The organism is Phaeovulum molybdatiresistens, from assembly GCF_023544865.1.
In the GTDB taxonomy this organism is placed as follows: domain Bacteria; phylum Pseudomonadota; class Alphaproteobacteria; order Rhodobacterales; family Rhodobacteraceae; genus Pontitalea.
On sequence record NZ_JAMJFX010000002.1, the window covers coordinates 188,887 to 208,058 of the forward strand.

At 66.2% G+C, this 19,172-nt stretch carries 13 protein-coding genes; 3 read left to right on the forward strand and 10 right to left on the reverse strand.

Translation table 11 applies throughout. The features are described from left to right. Nucleotides 1-77 precede the first annotated feature (77 nt). Nucleotides 78-1,352 (forward strand): efflux RND transporter periplasmic adaptor subunit, encoded by a 1,275-nt coding sequence (locus MXB90_RS03260; RefSeq protein ID WP_250041000.1) that lies wholly within the window; start codon nt 78-80, stop codon nt 1,350-1,352. Between the two features lie 3 nt (nt 1,353-1,355). Then, the gene (locus MXB90_RS03265; protein WP_250041001.1) at nt 1,356-4,442 is read left to right on the forward strand and encodes an efflux RND transporter permease subunit; all 3,087 of its coding nucleotides are present in this window, start codon (nt 1,356-1,358) and stop codon (nt 4,440-4,442) included. Between the two features lie 142 nt (nt 4,443-4,584). Here the strand turns inward: MXB90_RS03265 and MXB90_RS03270 are convergent, their stop codons facing one another. The 10 genes from MXB90_RS03270 to recA form a co-directional block, all read right to left on the reverse strand. Next, nucleotides 4,585-5,133 (reverse strand): chemotaxis protein CheD, encoded by a 549-nt coding sequence (locus tag MXB90_RS03270; protein ID WP_250041008.1) that lies wholly within the window; start codon nt 5,131-5,133, stop codon nt 4,585-4,587. Beyond that, nucleotides 5,130-6,200 carry a protein-glutamate methylesterase/protein-glutamine glutaminase gene (locus MXB90_RS03275; RefSeq protein WP_250041010.1) on the reverse strand — a complete coding sequence of 357 codons (1,071 nt, stop codon included), beginning with the start codon at nt 6,198-6,200 and terminating at the stop codon, nt 5,130-5,132. The genes MXB90_RS03270 and MXB90_RS03275 overlap by 4 nt, the downstream gene beginning before the upstream one ends. 13 nt (nt 6,201-6,213) lie before the next feature. Continuing rightward, nucleotides 6,214-9,279 (reverse strand): methyl-accepting chemotaxis protein, encoded by a 3,066-nt coding sequence (locus MXB90_RS03280; RefSeq protein WP_250041012.1) that lies wholly within the window; start codon nt 9,277-9,279, stop codon nt 6,214-6,216. A 114-nt stretch (nt 9,280-9,393) separates the two neighbouring features. Then, nucleotides 9,394-10,179 (reverse strand): squalene/phytoene synthase family protein, encoded by a 786-nt coding sequence (locus MXB90_RS03285; RefSeq protein ID WP_250041014.1) that lies wholly within the window; start codon nt 10,177-10,179, stop codon nt 9,394-9,396. Continuing rightward, nucleotides 10,176-11,798 carry a citramalate synthase gene (gene cimA / locus MXB90_RS03290; RefSeq protein WP_250041016.1) on the reverse strand — a complete coding sequence of 541 codons (1,623 nt, stop codon included), beginning with the start codon at nt 11,796-11,798 and terminating at the stop codon, nt 10,176-10,178. Before cimA ends, MXB90_RS03285 begins: the two co-directional genes overlap by 4 nt. Before the next feature lie 68 nt (nt 11,799-11,866). After that, complete coding sequence (gene cysS, locus MXB90_RS03295; RefSeq protein ID WP_250041018.1) at nt 11,867-13,231, reverse strand: cysteine--tRNA ligase; 1,365 nt, start codon at nt 13,229-13,231, stop codon at nt 11,867-11,869. Between the two features lie 89 nt (nt 13,232-13,320). After that, nucleotides 13,321-14,115 (reverse strand): class II glutamine amidotransferase, encoded by a 795-nt coding sequence (locus tag MXB90_RS03300; protein ID WP_250041020.1) that lies wholly within the window; start codon nt 14,113-14,115, stop codon nt 13,321-13,323. Nucleotides 14,116-14,214: 99 nt separating this feature from the next. Next, complete coding sequence (locus tag MXB90_RS03305) at nt 14,215-14,505, reverse strand: DUF1330 domain-containing protein (protein WP_250041022.1); 291 nt, start codon at nt 14,503-14,505, stop codon at nt 14,215-14,217. Then, nucleotides 14,505-17,162 carry an alanine--tRNA ligase gene (gene alaS, locus MXB90_RS03310; RefSeq protein ID WP_250041025.1) on the reverse strand — a complete coding sequence of 886 codons (2,658 nt, stop codon included), beginning with the start codon at nt 17,160-17,162 and terminating at the stop codon, nt 14,505-14,507. Before alaS ends, MXB90_RS03305 begins: the two co-directional genes overlap by 1 nt. 147 nt (nt 17,163-17,309) lie before the next feature. After that, a complete protein-coding gene (gene recA, locus MXB90_RS03315) occupies nt 17,310-18,377 on the reverse strand; it encodes a recombinase RecA (RefSeq protein ID WP_250041032.1) in 1,068 nt (355 codons plus the stop codon). A 196-nt stretch (nt 18,378-18,573) separates the two neighbouring features. On the opposite strand from recA, the gene MXB90_RS03320 reads away from it, so the two are divergent. Next, entirely contained in the window at nt 18,574-19,167 is a 594-nt protein-coding gene (locus MXB90_RS03320; RefSeq protein WP_250041041.1) for a sulfotransferase family 2 domain-containing protein, read from the forward strand. The last annotated feature ends 5 nt before the right edge of the window (nt 19,168-19,172 follow it).

Genomic DNA, 19,172 nt, shown 5'->3' on the forward strand with positions numbered 1-19,172 from the left:
CGTATCAACCCTGTCTGCTGCGCCCGCAGCGCGCGCCCTGCGACCAAAGAACCGACAAGAGGACCCGGAAAACCCCGATGCCCATCCGCCTTGCCCAAGCCACCCGCCGCCTTGCGCGTGCCGCTGCGACCGCCACCCTGTTCGGCGCCGCGCTGGCCGGGGCCTTTGCCCTGCCCGCGCCCGCCCAGCAATCGCAGCGCCCGGGTCAGGGCCAGGGTCAGGGCCAAGGGCAGGGCACGCCCCGCCCGACCGAGGTGGGCGTGATGGTCCTGCAAGAGGCGGTGGTGCCGGTCAGCACCACCCTGCCCGGCCGCGCCGTGTCGCCCAATGCCACGGTGATCCGCCCGCGCGTGGGCGGCGCGATCACCGAAATCCTGTTCACCCCCGGCACCCGGGTCGAACCCGGCACGCCGCTGTTCCGCATCGACCCCGTGCAGCATGAGGCGGCGCTCGCCTCGGCCCGGGCCGCGCTGGAACGCGCGCGCGCCGCGCTGCCGGTGGCCGAAACCGCCTTTGACCGCGCCCGCACGCTGGCCGCCACCGCCGCCGCCAGCCGCTCGGCGCTGGACAATGCCGAGGCCGAGGCGTTGAAGGCGCGCGCCGATGTGGCCAAGGCCGAGGCCGACCTGCGCCTGGCCGAGGCGCAGCTGTCCTGGACCACGATCACCGCGCCGGTGGGCGGCGTGATCGGCGTGCCGCTGGCCGCGGTTGGCGATGTCGTCACCGCCAATCAGGCCGCGGCTCTGGCCGATCTGGTGCAGATCGACCCGATCTATGTGGATGTGACCGAACCCACGGTGGCCCGCCTGCGCCTTGAAGCCAGCATTGCCGCGGGCGAGATCACCCCGCGCGCGCCCGATCTGCGCCTGACGCTGGAAACCGGCGCGCCCTATGACCATGCCGGCACGCTTGTCTCGCCGGGGCCGACGGTCTCGACCACCACGGCCACGCGGGTGCTGCGCTTCAGCGTGCCCAACCCCGATGCGCGCATCCTGCCCGGCATGTTCCTGCGCGGCGATCTGTCCCTGGGCGAGACGCGCACGGTTCTGGTGCCGCAGCGCGCCACTGAACGCGCCCCCGATGGCAGCCTGACTGCGTTTCTCGTCGAAGACGGTGTGGCGCGCAAGCGGGTGCTGGTCGAAGCGGGCACGCATGACAACGCCTGGATCATCCGGGCGGGGGCGTCGGCGGGCGATGTGGTGGTGATAGACGGGCTGGCGCGGCTGCGCGATGGCGCGCCGGTGACCACCGTCCCGGTTGCGATCGATGCCAGCGGCGTGGTGCGCGATCTGCCCCCCGACGCGGACCAACCCGCACAGGCCCAACCCGAAGCCGCCCGCAAGGTCAACTGAACCATGGCGCAGTTCTTCATCTCGCGCCCGGTCTTTGCCTGGGTGATCGCCATCATCACCATGCTGTTCGGCGTCTGGGGCCTGTCGACCCTGCCGATCGAGCAATATCCCGACATTGCCCCCACCACCGTGCGCGTCAGCGCCACCTATAGCGGCGCCTCGGCCGAGGTGGTGGAAAACTCGGTCACCTCGGTGATCGAGGACGGCATGACCGGGCTGGATGGCCTGTTGTACATGACCTCGACCTCGTCTGCGACGGGGCGGTCCTTCGTCTCGCTGGTCTTTGCCGATGACATCGAGCCCGATGCGGCGCAGATCCAGGTGCAGAACAAGCTGCAGCTGATCGAGAATGCCCTGCCCGAAAGCGTGCGCCAGCGCGGCCTGTCGGTCAGCCGGACGGGGTCGTCGACGCTTCTGGTGGGGGCGCTGGTGTCGCGCGACGGGCGCTATGACACGCAGGCGCTGGGCGATCTGACCGGCCAGCTGATCGAGGATGCGGTGCTGCGCACCGAAGGGGTCGGTTCGGTCGACAGTTTTTCGTCGGGTTATGCAATGCGGGTCTGGCTCGATCCGCTGCGGCTTGCGCGCTACCAGATCACGCCCGCCGATGTGACCCAGGCCATCGCGGAACAGAATTCCACCGTCAGCGTCGGCTCGCTGGGCAGCCAGCCGGTGGTGCCGGGGCAGCAATTGTCGGTGGCGCTGTCGGCGCAAAGCCAGCTGGCCTCGGTCGGCGAATTCGAACGCATCATCCTGCGCACCGAGGATGAGGGCGGCACCGTCTATCTGTCCGATGTCGCCGATATCGAGATCGGCACCGAAACCTATGGCCGCAGCGCGGAACTGAACGGGGCCAATGCCGCGGGCTTTTCCGTCAGCCTGGCGACCGGCGCCAATGCGGTGGAAACCGCCCGGCGCGTGCGCGAGACGCTGGACCGCATCGCCCCCGCCCTGCCCGAGGGCGTCGAGGTCGCCCTGCCCTATGACATCTCGCCCTTCATCGAGGCCTCGATCGGCAAGGTCTATGCCACGATGCTGGAAGCGGTCGGGCTGGTCTTTCTGGTGATCCTGGTCTTCCTGCAAAGCTGGCGCGCGACGATCATCCCCACCATCGCCGTGCCGGTCGTGCTTTTGGGCACCTTCGGGGTGCTGGCGGCCTTTGGCCTGTCGATCAACACGCTGACCATGTTCGCGCTGGTGCTGGCGATCGGCCTTCTGGTCGATGACGCGATCGTGGTGGTGGAAAATGTCGAACGCGTGATGGAGGAAGAGGGGCTGGATCCGCGTGAGGCGACGCGCAAATCCATGCGCGAAATCACCCCCGCGCTGATCGGGATCGTGCTGGTGCTGTCCGCGGTGTTCCTGCCGATGGCCTTCATGCCGGGATCGACCGGGGTGATCTACCGGCAGTTTTCCGTGACCATCATCGCGGCGATGCTGCTGTCGCTGGGGGTGGCGCTGATCTTGACGCCGGCGATGTGCGCAAGCCTGCTGCGCCCGCGCCGCCATGGTGGCAATACAGCGCCCGCGCGCTGGTTCAACCGCAACCTGGACCGCGCCACGCTGGGCTATGGCAAGGTGGTGGGCGTCACCCTGCGCCGGCCTTTGCGGATGTTCGTGCTGCTGCTAGCCATCGCCATCGGCGCGGGCGGGATGTTCCGCATCCTGCCTTCGTCCTTCGTCCCGCAAGAGGATCAGGGCGGGCTGATGGTGCAGCTGCGCCTGTCCGAAGGGTCCACCATCGCGCAGACCACCGCCGTCGCCGAAGAGGTGCGCGACTGGCTGCTGAACGATCAGGCCGAGGTCGTCGAAACCGCCTTCCTGGCGCTGGGGTCGGGCTTTGGCGGGGGCGCTCAGAACATCGCGCAGATCTTCGTGCGGCTCAAGGATTTCTCGGCGCGACCCGGACGCAGCGCGGCGATGCTGGCGCAGACGGGCAATGCGCGCTTTCGCGGGCACCGGGCGGGCAACATCACCTTCATGCAGCCGCCCGCGATCCAGGGGCTGGGGCGCAATGCGGGCTTTTCCTTCTTTCTGATCGACCAGGGCGCGCGCGGCCAGGCCGAACTGGAATCGGCCGCCCAGGCGATGGTGGCGCAGGCGACCGAGGCGGGCTTTGCCACCGGCTTCAACGGCCATGAACGCACCCAGCGCCCGGCGCTGAAGCTGGACATCGACCAGCAGAAGGCCCGCGCCATGGGGCTTTCGGTGTCCGAGGTCAATGCGATGCTGCCGGTCATCTTTTCCGGGCGCGAGGTCAATGAATTCGCGCTCGGCGTCGACCTGCGGCCGGTGGTCGTGCAGGGCGCGGCCGACTGGCGGATGCAGCCCGAAGACATTCTGGGATGGTTCGCGCGCAACCGCAGCGGCGAAATGGTGCCCTTCACCTCGTTCATCAATCTGGTCTGGGAACAGAATTCCCCTACGCTGAACCGCTTTGGTGGCACAAGGGGGCTGGAAATCTCGGGCTCGCCGGCCGAGGGCGTCAGCACCGGCGAGGCGATGGCCCGGATCGCCGAGATCGTGGCCGGGCTGCCCGGCGGATATGGCCTGGCATGGACCGGAATTTCCTATCAGGAACAACAGGCTGGCAATCAGGCGCCGCTGATGTTCGCGATGTCGGCACTGGTGGTTTTCCTGTGCCTGGCGGCCCTGTATGAAAGCTGGTCCGTGCCATTCTCGGTGATGCTGGCGGTGCCGGTCGGTGTTCTGGGCGCGCTGGTGGCGGCCTGGACCTTCGGGCAATCGAACGATGTCTATTTCAAGGTGGGCCTGCTGGCGACCATCGGCCTTGCGGCGCGCAACGCGATCCTGATCGTGGAATTCGCCGAAAGCCTGCGCCTGGGCGGCCTGCCCGCGGCCCAAGCCGCGCGCCGCGCGGCCCAGATGCGGCTGCGTCCAATCCTGATGACCTCTTTCGCCTTCGCGCTGGGGGTGCTGCCACTGGCCATCGCGACGGGGGCGGGCGCGGCCGCACAGCGCGCGATCGGCATCGGCGTTCTGGGGGGGATGGTGGCCTCGACCGTGCTGGCGATCTTCATGGTGCCAGCCTTCTATGTGCTTGTGAAAAAGCTGGTCCGGCAAGGTTAAGCGCAAGGGCCCTGGGGGACGGGCCAAGTTTGCCCCCCACGCGTTTGACCCGATCTGACCTGCGTCTTGATACCCCGCCGCCAGCACCGCGTGGCTTTCCGGCGGGGCATGGGCCCGGGGCTGGCGCGCCAAGCGCTACCTGTCAGAACAATTCGACATCGTTGCCAGCCACCGGTAGGGGGATCTTCTCCGCAACATTCGCTTCGCGCAGCTGACGCTGGCGGGCGCGGCCGCTTTCGGGCCAGAATTCCACCCGCCGCGCCGACGTTCCGCCCAGACTTTGGGCGACACAAGCAATGCCTTCGCGGCGCAGAAACTCCAGCACGAAGGCCGCGTTGTTCTGGCCGATGTCGGACAGACCCGCGATCATCCGCGCACCGCCGAACACCTTCGCCTGCAGCCGGCCCCGCGCCGCCCCCTGCTTGATCAGCGCATTGATCAAAAGTTCCATCGCATGAACGCCAAAGCTTGCCGCCTGGATCCGGCTGCCATTGCCCTCAGGCAGCAGGAAATGATTCATCCCCCCAAGACCAGCTCGCGGATCATGCAGGCAGGTGGCGACACAGGATCCCAGGATCGTGGAAATCGCACCGCCATCGCCTGTGCCAACCGCATATTCGCCTTGCCCGATGTGGCGGATCCGCCGCGGCACATTGCGCGGGCCACCAATCCTTTGATCCATGTCCGTCATCGCCCCGCCCCAACCCGCATCCGGTCCGGACGGGCACATAGTTTCAGGATTTCGCCGGCCATGCGCGACAGCGGAACGGCAGCCTGGGCCGCACCCGATTCCAGCGCCGCCCGCGGCATGCCGAAAACGACCGAGCTTGCCTCATCCTGTGCCAGACATTGCGCCCCGCCTTGGCGCAGACGCCCCATGGCCTCGGCCCCGTCGCGCCCCATCCCGGTTAGCAGCGCCGCGACGACCCGGGGCGCATGCGGCAGGGCAGATTCGAACAGCGCATCAACCGATGGTCGGTGGCCGCTACGCTTTTCCCCAACCCAAAGCCGGCAGGCGGGCCGGTCGCCCGGCGTCACAAGCAGATGGCTGTCCCCGCCGGGGGCAAGATAGACCTGGCCCTGACGCAGCGGCGCGCCATCGGTTGCGAGCTGCAGCTGCGGGGCGATCCGCCCGGCCAGGCGCTGTGCGAAACTCGCCAGAAAGCCCTCGGGCATGTGCTGGGTGATCAACGTCGGGGGACAGTTCGCAGGATAGCCCGCCAGAAGCGTTTCCAGCGCTTCGACCCCGCCGGTCGACGATCCGATCAACACATAGCGCCCGTTCCAGTCAAAACCCGCGCTGGGGCGGATCCGCGCCTGAGGCGCACGATGGCGCAACCGTGCGCCAGCAGCCATGACCAGCATGTCGCCAAGGCCGCGGAACGCCTCACGCAATCCACCCGCAACAGGCTTTCCAATACAATCCACCGCCCCGAGCGAGAGCGCCTCAAGCGCCGCGCGCGCGCCCTTTTGCGTAAGGGATGAAATCATCACTACAGCCATCGGTCGCAACCGCATCAGCTTTTCCAGGAATTCAAGACCGTTCATCCGCGGCATCTCGACATCCAGCGTCAACACATCGGGATGCAGGATCTTGATCTTCTCGCGCGCTTCATAGGGATCGTTGGCTTCGCCAACCACCATCAGCCGGGAATCCTGCGCCAGAACCTGCCGGATCAAGGTCCGAATGGTATTGGAATCGTCGACGATCAGAACCCGGATCGGGCGCGCCGAGGGGCTGTTTGCTGCGGGCTCCATGCCTGTGCGCCTTTCAGAAATCTTCCCAGTCGTCTTCCGTGGCGCGCACCGCCGGGGCGGTCGCCTGTGTCAGCGGTGCCGCCACGCGTGGGGTAGCGGCCACCGGACGCGGCACCCGGGCCGACCGGAAGCGCGCGGTATCAAGATCAACCGGCGCGGCCGCCTGCGCCGTGCGAAATTGCGCCATGGTCGCGGTCAGCGATTGCGCCCCCCGGCTGAGCGAATGGCTGGCGGCGGTGGTCTGTTCGAACATCGCTGCGTTCTGCTGGGTCACCTGATCCAACTGGTTCACCGCGATATTGATCTCGGCTAGGCCCGCCGATTGTTCCTGCGACGAAGCGGCGATTTCCGACACGCGCGCCGCGATGTCGTTCACCGACGCCAGGATGCCGTCAAGCGCCCGGCCGGTTTCGCCGACAAGATCGACGCCGCGGCGGACATGGCCCGAGGACGCCGAGATAAGCGCGTCGATTTCCCGCGCCGCTTCGGACGAGCGCTGGGCAAGGCCGCGCACCTCCGAGGCGACGACCGCGAAGCCCCTGCCGGCTTCGCCCGCCCGCGCAGCCTCGACCCCGGCGTTGAGCGCCAGCAGGTTGGTCTGGAAGGCGATGTCATCGATCACGCTGATAATGCGAGAGATCTTTTGGGACGATTGCTCGATCTCGCCCATGGCGGCAACGGCCTGCTGCACGACCTGGCCTGAGGTTTCCGCACTTGTGCGCGCTTCGGTGACAACGCGGTTCGCCTCGGCCACGCCCGTTGCGGCTGAAGAGACGGACGAGGTCAGTTCGTCCAGCGCGGCGGCGGTCTGTTCAAGGGTCGCCGCCTGCTTCTCGGTGCGCCGGCTGAGATCCTCGGCGGCGTTGGAAATTTCCTGCGCCTCACCTTCGATCGCCCCGGCGTTTTCAATCACGACGCGGATCGCGCGCGACAAGGTCTCGATCGCGGCGTTGAAATCGGCGCGCAGCTTTTCATATTCGGGCGGGAATGACGCATCGATACGTGCGCTCAGATCGCCGTCGGACAGGCGGTTGAGCGAGATACCCAAGGTTTCGACCACCGCGCGCTGGGCCTCGATCATCGCGGCATTGCGCCGTTCGGATGCGCGCAGCTCGCGATGGTCTTCAGTGATATCCTTCGCGATCAGTGACACCCGCATCACCCGACCCTTGTCATCGCGCACGGGCGTCAGGCTGCCGTCGGCCACCGCCTCGCGATCGTTGCCCAGACGCAGCGTGAAGCGCCCGATCAGCGGTTCGCGCCGCGACAGGATATCCCCGCAATCGCCATCCTCACAGGAAATGATTTCGGGCAGGCGCCGTCCCGTCACCTCGGACATCGAGGTGGCGAGCACCCGATGAAAGACGCTGTTGGCGCTGAACAGGCGCAGATCCGTGTCAAAGTTACAGACCATCTGCGTGGATTCGATTGCCCCGAACAGGGCGCGGTTCAGCCGTTGCTCGGTCACGTCGCGCCATTCCACCATGAAGCCGATGCGCCCTTTGCCGGGCATCACCACCTCATTCACGTCAAGCGACAGTCGGCAATCGCCCACGGCGATTTCGGTATGGAAGGGGAAGGCGCCGGGGCGGTTCATGATCCCGCGTTGATGCGCGGGAACGGCGTGGAAATCATCCATCGACCGCCCCACGACCCGTTCCGGGTCGAAATCGGACTTGTGGCCCTGCAGATCTTTCAGACGGTTGACGAAGATCGCTTTCAGGGCCGGGTTGACATAGGTGATGGTGAAATCGAGATCCATCATCATGACGCCCAAACTGCCGCGTTCCAGCGCCGATCCTTTCATCACCAGATCGGCTTGCGCCAGATCGGCCGCAGCAAGCGTATCGCGGCAGTCCTGCAAGGCGCGCGCGATTTCGCCCACCTCATCGCCGCGGGCAAGGCCGGGCACCGTCAGATCATAATCCCGTCCGGCAATCTTCTGCACCGCGGATTGCAGCCGGGCCAGCGGCGCCGATACGGACCGGGCGTAAAGCCAGGACAAGGCAGCCAGGACTGCCATCATCCAGGACGCATCGAACAACATCATCTGGCCAAGCGCGCGCGCGGGCTGAACCACCTCATCGACAGACTGTTCAAACGCAAGGGCATAGCGATGGCCGAACAGATCGACGGGGGTATAGGCCACCTCGGCCAGGGTGCCCGACAGGCCGGTTTGCTGTTCGATGCCATCCTGTCCCTGCAGGGCCATCGCGACAAAGGACGCATCAACCCGGCGGGCAGCGGCCCCTGCGGGGGCGGCGCCCTGCTGATCGCTGAGGATGGTGTTCTGATCCGTCACAAGATAGCTTTGACCGGTTTCGCCAAGGCCATGGCCATGCGCCATCATCGCATCAATCGAGGCTGCGGAAAGCTGATAGACGATCGCCCCCAGCACCCGACCGCCCGCGCGCACGGGTGCCGCGACAAAGCTGTAATGTCCCGCGCCAGCGGTTTCATACGCAACGAAAGGGGACCCGACCGGATCCTGCACGCCGGGCGCCATTGCCGCCGTCACCGCGCCCGCAAGCGCACCCGCGGCCCAGGGGCCGCTTTGCAGGTTCACCGCGAAATCGGCCTTCTTGCGCGCGGAATAGACCACATTGCCCGCGCCATCGACCAGATAGATGTCGCTGAACCCGAACTGTTCCATCTGGGTGACGAAGCCCGGGTGATACTGGCGATGCGGCAGGGAATAGTCCGGCTTCTGAGGCGACCCCACAAGCCGCTGGCGGCTGTCTTCGGGATGCGGATTGTCGGCAACAAAGACCTTTTGCAGCGTCGATGCAGGATCGGCCCCAAGCCGCGACCAGACCGCGCCGAATTCCTGCAAGGCACCGATAACCGATTCGTCTGTGGCGCCGGTGCGCACCAGCGCCATCACCTGCGCGGTCCAGGTTTCAAGTTCGTCATGACGCGCCTCAAGCGCGCTGTGAAGACGGGTTTCAGCCTCATGCATAAGCAGGCCGCGCGCGTCGGTGTAAGACGATATCCCCATTTTCGTCATGGCCAGGGCGGAAATCGCCACAAGCATCAGCGGCAGGGTGATCTTGATCTTGAATCTGTGCAGAAAGTCCATGGTCCGGTCTCCGGCGATGCCGCGGATGCGGAATCGGGTCAGTGTTCACCGGGCATCCGCCCGTTCCACCGGACCATCGCTGCAGAACCTGAAGATTCGTTTAAGCCCCGCGCGCTACCAGCGCCCGGTCATCGCCATCCAGGCCAGACGGGCGCGGCGCGCGAATTCCGACCGCGCAAGGCCCCCGGCGGCGACAAGGCCCGGCGCGCGCGCGGCACGGGCCAGGATCGCCCCCGCCTCGGCGCCGGGCAAAAGCGCTGGCAAGATCATGCGCGGCACCGTCCCGCGTGCCGCCCGCGCGCGTGCCAGCGCCGCCAACCCGCGCGTGGCAAGCGCCGCGACCGCATCGGGGCGCCCATCCACAAGCGGCACGCGGCCGCGCGCCTCAAGCTCGGGGGTTGCGCCCAAAAATGCCGCCAGACCAGCGGCATAGCCGTAATCGGCCAGCGCGGGGCCGGCCTTCGCAGGCGCGCCAAGCGCCGCCGCCGACACCCGATACATCCCGCCCGAAGTCGCCGCCAGATAGGCATCCAGCGCCGCCGCATCGGCAAAGGGGTCGCGCCAGCAATCCCAGCGGCGCGCCTCGGCCAGGGCCAGCATCGGCGACAGGTCCAGCCCTTCCGCGACAAGCTGCGCCAGGGCCGGGCCGATTTCATGCGCCGGGGCCCGCCCGGTCCGGACCAACGCCTCAAGCGCGTCGATCCACCATTGCAGGCGCATCTCGGCCACCATCGGCTCGGCCGAGGCCCAGGGCGCGCGGGCCAGTTCCAGGTTCAGCGCATAAAGCGCCAGCAGCGCCGACCGCCCCGGTTCGGGCGCGGCCATCGCGGCGGCAAAGCGCAGCGGATCGCCCGCCCGCACCAGCCCCGCCGCCGCCTGCGCGCTGTCCTCGGGCGTCATGCGGGCGCCACCCCGTCGCGCTTCAGCTTCCAGACCATCGCATCCAGCAGCGCCTCGAACGAGGCATCGACGATGTTGGGCGACACCCCCACCGTCGACCAGCGCCGGCCCTGCCCATCCTCGCTGTCGATGATCACGCGGGTCACCGCCTCGGTGCCGCCTTGCGTGATGCGGACGCGGAAATCGACCAGCTTCATGTCGTCGATGCAGGCCTGATAAGGGCCCAGATCCTTGGCCAGCGCCTTGGCCAGCGCGTTCACCGGGCCGCGGTCATGGCCATCCTCGCCCATGCTTTCGGATACCGACAGCATCTTTTGCCCGCCGACCTTCACCACCACCACGGCCTCGGACACGCTGACCATCCGGTCATAGCGGTTCTTGCGCCGTTCCACCGTGACACGGTAGCGCTTGACCTCAAAGTAGGCGGGCAAAAGCCCCAGTTCGCGCAACGCCACCAGCTCGAAACTGGCCTGGGCGCCGTCATAGGCATAGCCTTGATCCTCGCGCTCCTTGATCACCTCAAGGATACGGGACAGGCGGGGGTCTTTCGGGTCGACCTCGATCCCGGCGGCGGCCAGACGCGCGCGCAGGTTCGACTGCCCCGCCTGGTTCGACATCGGGATCAGCCGGGTGTTGCCCACCTGTGCAGGGTCGATGTGTTCATAGGTGGCCGGGTCCTTCAGGATCGCGCTGGCATGCAGCCCCGCCTTATGCGCAAAGGCGCTGGCCCCGACATAGGGTGCAAACCGCAGCGGCACCCGGTTCAGGATGTCATCGAGCTTGCGCGACAGCTTGGTGATGCCGCGCAGCGCCTCTTCGGAAATGCCGGTTTCGAACCGGCTGCGGAACGGCTCTTTCAGCAGAAGCGTCGGGATGAGGGTCGTCAGGTTGGCATTGCCGCACCGCTCGCCCAGACCATTGAGCGTGCCCTGGATCTGCCGCACCCCGGCCTCCACCGCGGCCAGCGAACAGGCCACCGCATTTCCGGTATCGTCGTGGCAATGGATGCCCAGCCGGTCGCCGGGAATGCCTGCCGCGATCACCTCGGACACCACCCGCGCCACCTCGGCCGGAAGCGTGCCGCCGTTGGTGTCGCACAACACGATCCAGCGCGCGCCCTCATCCCGCGCGGCGTGCAGACAGGCCAGCGCATAATCCGGGTTCGCGCGGTATCCATCAAAGAAATGCTCGGCATCGAACAGCGCTTCGCGCCCCGAGGCCACCATATGCGCGACCGAGGCGCGGATGTTTTCAAGGTTCTCTTCCAGCGAGATCCCCAGCGCCGCCGTCACGTGATAATCATGCGTCTTGCCCACCAGGCAAACCGCCGGCGTGCCCGCATTCATCACGCCGGCCAGCACGTCGTCATTGGCCGCCGACCGCCCGGCCCGCTTGGTCATGCCAAAGGCGGTAAAGACCGCCCGCGTCGCGGGCCGCGCGGCAAAGAAGTCGCTGTCGGTCGGGTTCGCGCCGGGCCAACCACCCTCGATATAATCCACCCCGATCGCATCCAGCGCCTGCGCGATCGCCACCTTCTCGGGGACCGAGAACTGCACGCCCTGCGTCTGCTGCCCGTCGCGCAGCGTGGTATCATAGATGTAAAGCCGCTCGCGTGTCATCGCTGGCCTGCTCCTTCGCCCGATGGGGCTTCTTCTTGGCAAAAATACTCAAACCCTGACGGCACCGCCTAGCAAAGGCCCGGCAGCCGCGCGGCATCAAAGCCCGGCCCGGGCAGCAATTCCACCCCCGCCTTCGACATCCGCACCTCGACCCCCGCCGCCATCAGCGCCGCCTTCATCGCATCCACCGCCGCGAAATCCTTGGACTGCATCGCAGCTTCACGCAAGGCGGCCAGATGCGCCGCATGGGCCGAAAGGTCTACCGCAGGCGCCGCGGCCCAATCCCCCATCGCGTCGTCCAACAGACCCAACAACGCGGCCGAGGCCTTCAAGACCGCAGGATCACCCGTCAACGCATGCAACTCGGCAATGGCGCCCGCCGTGTTCAGATCATCGGCCAGTGCGGCGACGACTGCGGGCGCCGGGCTGGGCGCGGGCTCGATGCCCGCGACCAGCCCCCGCCATTTCCGCAAGGTCGCCTTGGCCTGCGCGGCCTTCTCCGCCGTCCAGTCCATCGGCTTTCCGTAATGGGTCTGCAAAAAGACAAACCGGATCACCTCGCCGGGGATGCCCTTGTCCAGAAGATCGCGCACGGTGAAGAAATTGCCCAAAGACTTGGACATCTTCTTGCCCTCGACCTGCAGCATCTCATTGTGCAGCCAGTAGCGGGCAAAGCCCGCGCCGGGATGGGCGCAGCAGCTTTGCGCGATCTCGTTTTCATGATGGGGAAACTGAAGGTCGATCCCGCCCGCGTGGATGTCAAAGCCCGCGCCCAGCAGCTCAAAGCTCATCGCGGAACATTCGATATGCCAGCCGGGGCGGCCGCGGCCCCAGGGGCTGTCCCAGCCGGGCAGATCGTCGCTGGACGGCTTCCACAGCACGAAATCCATCGGATCGCGCTTGTAGGGCGCAACCTCGACCCGGGCGCCGGCGATCATGTCATCGACCGACCGGCCCGACAGCTGGCCGTAATCGGCAAAGCTGCGCACGTCAAACAGCACATGACCTTCCGCCGCATAGGCATGGCCGCGCGCGATCAGATCCTGGATCATCGCGATCATCTGGGCGATGTAGTCGGTCGCGCGCGGCTCATGCGTGGGGCGCAGCGCGCCAAGCGCGTCCATGTCGGCGTGATACCAGGCGATCGTTTCCTCGGTGATGTCGCGGATCGGGCGCCCGGTCTCGGCGGCCTTGGCGTTGATCTTGTCATCGACGTCGGTGAAGTTGCGCACATAGGTCACGTGATCCGCGCCATAGACATGGCGCAGCAGACGGAACAGCACGTCAAACACCACCACCGGGCGCGCATTGCCCAGATGTGCGCGGTCATAGACCGTCGGCCCGCAACAATAGACGCGCACATTGGCCGGGTCGATCGGCACGAAATCTTCCTTGCGGCGGGTCTTGGTGTTGTGCAGGCGGATCGTGGTCATGGCGTCCTCACGCGTGGTCCCGCGCGGACTTAGCAGGTTCGGGGCGGGTTTGAAAACCGCTGAAAGGGCCGACGCGGCAAAAGGCGCGCTCAGGCGGCGGCGGCCTGTGCCGCGGGGGCAAAGGGTTCGACCGTCACGCCCTGCCCGTCAAAGGTGCAAAAGCTGTTTTCCGGCACCACCTGCCAGTCGCATTCGCCCGGCTCCAGCGGTTCGGACACGACCGCCCGCCCCCCGCGCGTGTCCGACCAGCGGTGATAAAGCGTGGGGGCCTGATCGTCGGTGGCATAGCGCACGGCATAAAGCCGAGCGCCATCCGAAAAGGCCGCCGTCAGCCGCATATGGGGCGCGGCACCGCGGGCGCGGCTTAACGCCTCAAGGCGCGCGGTGGCCCGTTCCAGCGCCTGCCGGGGCGCGGTTTCAAGCCCTTCGGCCAGCGCAACCAGAAACAACGCCTCGCTGTCGGTCGCGCCCTTGCGATGCGGGTAAAGCGCATCGGGGATCATCATCTCGGCATCGCGGCGCAGCGCGTCATAACCGCCGATCTGGCCGTTGTGCATGAACGACCAGCGCCCCACGACAAAGGGGTGGCAATTGTTCCGGCTGGTGGCCGTCCCGGTCGAGGCGCGGACATGGGCCAGAAACAGGCCCGATTTCACCGTCGCGGTCAGGCTGCGCAGGTTCGGGTCGGACCAGGCGGGCATCACATCGCGATACAGCCCCGGTTCGGGCCGTTCGCCATACCAGGCCAGGCCAAAGCCATCGGCATTGATCGCGGTGTGGCATTGCGTGGCGCAATGGCTTTGCCGGATCAGCGAATGGCCGGGACGGCTGATGATTTCATCCAGAAAGATCGGTTGCCCGATATACGCGGCCCAACGGCACATCGACCTGCCCCTTTTCGGGCGCGGTTGGCTCCGCCCCGGATGCTGACACATGGGTGTCATATACCGCATCCGGGGCGGGCCGGAAAGATGGCGCGGGGATCAGGCGCTTTCTTCGACGATCACGAGATCGCGTTCCGAGGCGCCGCGCGCATGCGACAGCGCGGCCTGATATTCGGGGCTGTGATAGCAGGCCTCGGCGGCCTCAAGGCTGGGGAAACGGGCGATCACGTTGCGCGCCCGGTCCTTGCCTTCCAGCTGCACATAGCGCGTGCCGCGCGCCAGAAACACCCCGCCATGCGCCGCGATCGCGGGACCGGCAAGGGCGGCATATTTGCCATAGGCCTCGGCATCCAGAACCGTCACATGGGCAATCCAAAGCGCTGCGGGCATCAGTCTGCCCCCGCGATGACGGCCTTGACGGCGGCGACGGCCTCATCGGCCTTGGACGGATCGGCCCCGCCGGCCTGCGCCATGTCGGGGCGACCACCGCCGCCCTTGCCGCCAAGCGCGGCCGCGGCCGCCTTGACCAGATCGACGGCGCTGATGCGCGCGGTGGCATCGGGCGTCACGCCCGCAGCCACAGCGGCCTTGCCGCCGGTATCGGCCACGACCAGCACCACGCCGGACCCGACCCGACCCTTCAGGTCATCGACCAGCGCCGGCAGATCCTTGCCCGACACGCCCGAAACTACCTGCGCAACAAAGCGCAAGCCATTGATTTCCTGCACTTCCGGCCCGCCCTGCGCGCCGCCGCCCATGGCCAGTTCGCGGCGCAGCTGCGCCACTTCATTGGCCAATTGCTTGCGTTCGTCGGCCAGGGCACGGACCCGGTCGGCCAGATCGGCGGGCGCGGTCTTCAGCACGGCTGCCGCCTCCAGCAGGCGATCGTTCTGCGCCTTGAGGTGATCGAGCGCCGCCTGCCCCGTCAGCGCCTCAAAGCGCCGCACCCCGGCGCTGGAGGCGCTGTCGCCAAGCGCGACAAAGGCGCCGATGTCGCCGGTGCGCGCCACATGGGTGCCGCCGCACAGTTCCAGGCTATAGGTCTTGCCATCGGCGCCCTTGCCCGAGCCCAGCAGCTCGCCCATGGACACAACGCGCACCTCATCGCCGTATTTTTCGCCAAACAGCGCCTGTGCGCCAAGCGCGCGGGCATCGTCGGGCGTCATGATCCGGGTTTCGACGGGTGTGTTCTGGCGGATGAATTCGTTCACCTCGGCCTCGACCTGGGCGACCTCGGCCGCGGTCAGCGCCTTGGCATGGCTGAAGTCAAAGCGCAGACGATCCTCGGCGTTCAGGCTGCCCTTCTGCGCGACATGATCGCCAAGCGCGCGGCGCAGCGCCTCATGCAGCAGGTGCGTGGCCGAGTGGTTGGCGCGAATGGCTGACCGGCGGCGGTGCGACACTTCCAGCTTGGCGGGCTGGCCGCGCAGGATCGTGCCCTCGGTCACCTCGGCGATGTGAATGAAGACGCCGGCCACCTTTTTCGTATCGGTGATGCGCGCCTCGCCGGTATCGGTCCGGATGATGCCCTGGTCGCCCACCTGACCGCCGGATTCGGCGTAGAACGGCGTCTGGTTTACCACGATCTGCACAGCATCCTGCGCCTGACCGACCTCGGCCCCGTCCTTGACCAGCGCCATGATCTGGCCCTCGGCGGTTTCGGTGTCATAGCCCAGGAATTCGGTCACGCCGTGCTTTTCGGCCAGTTCGAACCAGATCCGCGCATCGCTGGCCTCGCCCGAACCCGACCAGGACGCCCGCGCCTTGGCCTTCTGTTCGGCCATCGCGGCGTCAAAGCCCTCAACCTCGACCGCGCGGCCCTTTTCGCGCAGCGCATCCTGCGTCAGGTCCAGCGGGAAGCCGTAGGTGTCATACAGCTTGAACGCCGCAGCGCCGGGCAGCGCCGCGCCTTCGGGCAGGTCAGCCAGTTCCTCATCCAGCAGCTTCAGGCCACGGTCCAGCGTCTGCTTGAAGCGGGTTTCTTCCAGCTTCAGCGTCTCCTCGATCAACGCCTGCGCGCGGGTCAGTTCGGGATAGGCCGCACCCATCTGGCGCACCAGCGCGGGCACCAGACGGTGCATGACCGGATCCTTCGCGCCCAGCATATGCGCGTGGCGCATCGCACGGCGCATGATCCGCCGCAGCACATAGCCGCGCCCGTCGTTCGAGGGCATCACCCCGTCGGCGATCAGGAACGAGGTTGACCGCAGATGGTCCGCGATCACGCGATGATGGACCTTGCCCGGGCCGTCCGGGTCGGCGCTGGTCGCGTGGGCCGAAGCCTCGATCAGCGCGCGCATCAGGTCGGTGTCGTAGTTGTCGTGCTTGCCCTGCAAGAGCGCGCCGATGCGTTCCAGGCCCATGCCGGTGTCGATCGACTGCATGTCAAGGTCGCGCTTGCTGCCATCCTCGAACTGCTCAAACTGCATGAAGACGAGGTTCCAGATCTCGATGAAGCGGTCGCCATCTTCCTCGGCGCTGCCGGGCGGGCCGCCCCAGATGTGATCGCCATGGTCAAAGAATATCTCGGTGCAGGGGCCGCAGGGGCCGGTCGGGCCCATCATCCAGAAGTTGTCGTTGGTGGGGATGCGGATGATCCGGTCATCCGACAGGCCCGCGACCTTCTTCCAGATATTCGCGGCCTCATCATCGGTGTGATAGACGGTGACCAGAAGCCGGTCCTTGGGGATGTCGAAATCCTTGGTCAGCAATTCCCAGGCAAAGGGGATCGCGTCAGATTTGAAATAATCGCCAAAGCTGAAATTGCCCAGCATTTCAAAGAAGGTGTGGTGGCGCGCGGTGTAGCCGACGTTGTCCAGGTCATTGTGCTTGCCGCCCGCACGCACGCATTTCTGCGCGGTGGTGGCGCGGACATAGTCACGCTTTTCCACCCCGGTGAAGCAGTTCTTGAACTGCACCATGCCCGAGTTGGTGAACATCAGCGTCGGGTCGTTGCGCGGCACAAGCGGGCTGCTGTCAACGATACGGTGACCGTTGCGTTCGAAAAAATTCAGAAAAGTAGAGCGGATATCGTTCAGGCTGGGCATGGTTTTCGGGCCTTCATGGGGCGGGATTGCCCCCGTTTAACGCCCGGCCCGGCGCCTGTCCAGCAAAGCAAACGGCCGGGCGCAGGGCCCGGCCGTCTGGTGGCACATTCTGTGCCGCATCTGACCGTGTCAGGCACGTTCTGCGCCCTAGTCCTCGGTCAGGGTATCATCCTCTTCGCTGGCCCCGAAATCGAGCCCGTGGCTGGCGCGGATCTTGTCCTCGATCGAATGCGCCACATCGGGATGGTCGCGCAGGAATTGCTTGGCATTTTCACGCCCCTGGCCAATGCGTTCATCGCCATAGGAATACCAGGCGCCCGACTTTTCCACCACGCCGGCCTTGACGCCCAGGTCGACCAGTTCGCCGACCTTGGAAATGCCCTCGCCATACATGATGTCGAATTCGACCTGTTTGAAGGGCGGGGCCACCTTGTTCTTCACCACTTTGACGCGGGTCGAATTGCCCACGACCTCGTCCCGGTCCTTGATCGCGCCGATGCGGCGGATGTCCAGGCGCACGCTGGCGTAGAATTTCAGCGCATGGCCCCCGGTGGTGGTTTCCGGGTTGCCGAACATCACGCCGATCTTCATCCGGATCTGGTTGATGAAGATCACCATGCAGTTGCTGCGCCCGATGCTGGCGGTCAGCTTGCGCATCGCCTGGCTCATCAGGCGGGCCTGGGCGCCGACGGTGGCGTCACCCATGTCGCCTTCAATTTCCGATTTCGGCGTCAGCGCCGCGACCGAGTCCACGACGACAAGGCTGACCGCGCCCGAACGCACCAGCGTATCGACGATTTCCAGCGCCTGTTCGCCCGTATCAGGCTGCGAGATCAGCAGCTCATCCAGGTTCACGCCCAGCTTGCGCGCATAGTTCGGGTCCAGCGCATGTTCGGCATCGACAAAGGCGCAGACGCCGCCCTTCTTTTGTTCCTCGGCCACGACATGCAGCGTGAGCGTGGTCTTGCCCGAGCTTTCCGGGCCATAAATCTCGACGATGCGGCCCTTGGGTAGCCCCCCGATCCCTAGCGCGATGTCCAGGCCCAGCGACCCGGTCGAGGTTGCCTCGATCTCGGCCACCGGATTGTCGGCGCCCAACCGCATGATCGAGCCCTTGCCGAACTGCCGCTCAATCTGCGCCAGCGCCGAATCGAGCGCCTTCTGCTTGTCCGCATTCTTCTTGTCGTTCATGTCAAAAAGGCTCGCCGTTGCCATCATTCGCTTCCTTATCCCACAGAGCGCTGGCCACGGCAATCAATGCCTGCCCCACCCGATGTTCGCACTATGTTCCCCTTTTTCATGGGGGAAAAACCAGAACATTTCAATCGAATTCATCACGATTCCCATTCTTTTCCGATTTGGTTAAAGACAGGTTTACGAAAATGCCATTTTGCCAGGGCCGGGGGCCGACATGCTGATTTTCTGGGAACAGGAACTTGTGTTTCTGGCCACCCCCAAGACCGGATCGACCGCAATCGAGGTGGCGCTGGAGTCGCTGGCAAGCGTCGCCATGCAGCGCCCCGCGACGCTCAAGCATATCACGGCGCGGCAATATCGGGCGCATCTGTCGCCACTGCTGAACGAAACGGCGCGCGCGCGCTTTACCACCGTGGCCCTGATGCGTGAGCCGATCGGCTGGTTGCGGTCCTGGTATCGTTTTGCGCAACGTGATGAACTTGACGATCCTGTGCATGCGCTGCACGGCTGTTCTTTCGATGCCTTCGCCCAGGCCTATGCCACCGGCGATGCCCCCGGGTTTCCCCGGATCGACAGCCAGTCCGACTTTCTTTGTGATGCCCAGGGGCACCCGCTGGTCGACCGCATTTTCCGCTATGAAGACATGGATACCTTCGTGCAATTCCTTGAAGATCGGCTGGATTGCGCGATCACCCTGCCCCGGGTCAACGTGCCCCCCGCGGCGGATGTCAACCTGTCCGCGGCCACCGAGGCCCGCCTGCGCAGCGCGATGGGCGCGGATTTCGCGCTTTACGCGGGCCTGCGCTGACCCCG

Excerpts from the sequence above, each read along its gene's own strand:
- MXB90_RS03260 (WP_250041000.1), top strand. The coding sequence starts at position 78 with ATGCCCATCCGCCTTGCCCAAGCCACCCGCCGCCTTGCGCGTGCCGCT.
- MXB90_RS03265 (WP_250041001.1), top strand. The coding sequence starts at position 1,356 with ATGGCGCAGTTCTTCATCTCGCGCCCGGTCTTTGCCTGGGTGATCGCC.
- MXB90_RS03270 (WP_250041008.1), bottom strand. The coding sequence starts at position 5,133 with ATGACGGACATGGATCAAAGGATTGGTGGCCCGCGCAATGTGCCGCGG.
- MXB90_RS03275 (WP_250041010.1), bottom strand. The coding sequence starts at position 6,200 with ATGGAGCCCGCAGCAAACAGCCCCTCGGCGCGCCCGATCCGGGTTCTG.
- MXB90_RS03280 (WP_250041012.1), bottom strand. The coding sequence starts at position 9,279 with ATGGACTTTCTGCACAGATTCAAGATCAAGATCACCCTGCCGCTGATG.
- MXB90_RS03285 (WP_250041014.1), bottom strand. The coding sequence starts at position 10,179 with ATGACGCCCGAGGACAGCGCGCAGGCGGCGGCGGGGCTGGTGCGGGCG.
- cimA (WP_250041016.1), bottom strand. The coding sequence starts at position 11,798 with ATGACACGCGAGCGGCTTTACATCTATGATACCACGCTGCGCGACGGG.
- cysS (WP_250041018.1), bottom strand. The coding sequence starts at position 13,231 with ATGACCACGATCCGCCTGCACAACACCAAGACCCGCCGCAAGGAAGAT.
- MXB90_RS03300 (WP_250041020.1), bottom strand. The coding sequence starts at position 14,115 with ATGTGCCGTTGGGCCGCGTATATCGGGCAACCGATCTTTCTGGATGAA.
- MXB90_RS03305 (WP_250041022.1), bottom strand. The coding sequence starts at position 14,505 with ATGCCCGCAGCGCTTTGGATTGCCCATGTGACGGTTCTGGATGCCGAG.
- alaS (WP_250041025.1), bottom strand. The coding sequence starts at position 17,162 with ATGCCCAGCCTGAACGATATCCGCTCTACTTTTCTGAATTTTTTCGAA.
- recA (WP_250041032.1), bottom strand. The coding sequence starts at position 18,377 with ATGGCAACGGCGAGCCTTTTTGACATGAACGACAAGAAGAATGCGGAC.
- MXB90_RS03320 (WP_250041041.1), top strand. The coding sequence starts at position 18,574 with ATGCTGATTTTCTGGGAACAGGAACTTGTGTTTCTGGCCACCCCCAAG.